1 protein-coding gene and 1 pseudogene are annotated in these 1,812 nt (G+C 58.0%); both read left to right on the forward strand.

Going from position 1 to position 1,812, the window contains the following annotated elements:
- Window positions 1–329, forward strand: a pseudogene (locus tag ABX749_RS31615) (dehydrogenase); the annotation flags it as partial.
- Window positions 330–370: 41 nt separating this feature from the next.
- Window positions 371–1,812, forward strand: a 1,442-nt coding sequence (locus tag ABX749_RS31620) for a PVC-type heme-binding CxxCH protein (protein WP_372899542.1), incomplete at its 3' end; no start/stop codon positions are given.

Consider the following 1,812-nt stretch of genomic DNA (forward strand, 5'->3'; position numbering starts at 1 on the left):
CGTACCAATTGACCATCGACGGAGAACACGTCGCAACTGCGGCGGCCGACGCTTGGGGACAAGGCATCGCGATCGACCATTCACCCGCCCACCGCGAGGCAGAACGGTATCGCGCCGACGTCAACGATAAAAACCTGCAATTCACCTACAGCTGGAAAGCGCTGAATCAAGTTCACATCGTCGGAGAACGAAAACACTCCCCCAGCGGTCGAGCCCTGCCGGGTGAAGTGATCGAATTCAATCGACTCGCCAATCAACGCGACGAAGCGCTGCAAAGTGGAATCCCACTGAAATCGCGTCAATGGCGACTCGCACGCGTCGAACGCTGAAGAACCATCTTTCCCAACCGCTTTTCTATCGTGTTGAACCCATGAAACGATCCCTACGCATCCTGTTGTGTCTTGCCACGGTCGTCGCAAGCCTGACGGGAACAGGCGTCGCCCAAGACGCCAGCGGCATCAAGAATCTGAAAGATGCCGACCTGGATCTGATGAACAACCATGACCCGTCCTCAGAGCTGGAAAACTTTGAGCTGCTGGACGGTTATCAAGCCAACCTGTTCGCGGCCGATCCGATGCTCGCCAATCCGGTCCACATGCACTGGGACAGCAGGGGCCGGCTTTGGGTGGCCTGCTCTTGGGCTTACCCGCAGCTCAAACCCGGCGAAGTCGCCAACGACAAGATCATCATCCTGGAAGACACCGACAACGACGGCGCGGCGGACAAGTCCACGGTCTTCGCCGACGGACTTTACCTGCCCACCGGAATCGAACTGGCCAACGGAGGTTGTTATGTGGCGCAATCGCCGGATGTGTTTTTCTTAAAAGACACCGACGGAGACGACGTCGCCGATGAAAAGGAACTGGTGTTGACCGGATTCGGGATCGAAGACAGCCACCACAGCATCAGCGCGTGGCGGCGTGGCCCCGGTGGATGGATCTATTTCCAAGAAGGCATTTTTCTGCACGCGCAAGTCGAAACGCAGTATGGGGTGTTGCGAAACTTCAACGGCGGCGTCTACCAATTCAATCCTCGCACGCTGGAACTGCGAATGTTCTGTCGCGGCACCGGCGGCAATCCCTGGGGCCATGTCTTTGATCGCTGGGGCCAATCCTTCATGGTCAACAACCCTCGCATCCTGTACCTGTCTCCGGCCAGCGGCAATAGCGGCGAAGCGGTTCGAATCGCGCCCTTGATCAGTACGGAAAAGCAATGCGGCGGCGATCTGGCGACGGGCAGCCATGTCGGCGATGACATTCGCGGCCAGTTGCTGACCGGTCGTTTCAAAAGCCGCACCGTTGTCCGGTACGAATTCATCGAAGACGGTGCCGGTTTTCGGGCCAACGTCCTCGAGCCGCTGATCAAATCAAAACACCCCAACTTTCGGCCCGTCGATGTCAAGATCGGACCGGACGGCGCGGTCTATGTCGCCGATTGGTACAACTCGATCATCAATCACGCCCAACATGATTTTCGCGACCCGCGCCGTGATCACGACCACGGACGCATCTGGCGGATCACTCACAAACAGCGACCACTGGTCGAAAGACCGAAGCTGCATGGAGCGTCGATCCAGTCGCTGGTCAACCAACTAAAAAGCCCGGAAGATTGGATCCGTCACCAAGCCAGAAAAGAACTCAGCGAGCGGGACCCGGACCGCGTGCTCGCCGCGGTGGAAGCTTGGGTTGAATCACTGCGCGATCGAGACCCCGATTACGACCATCATCTGGTCGAAGCCATGTGGGCTTGCCAAAACGTGGAACGCGTCAGTGAATCCATCCTCGCCCGCGTGCTGGATGCGAAAGACGGACA

It is taken from the genome of Stieleria sp. (genome assembly GCF_041595215.1).
Taxonomy (GTDB): domain Bacteria; phylum Planctomycetota; class Planctomycetia; order Pirellulales; family Pirellulaceae; genus Stieleria; species Stieleria magnilauensis.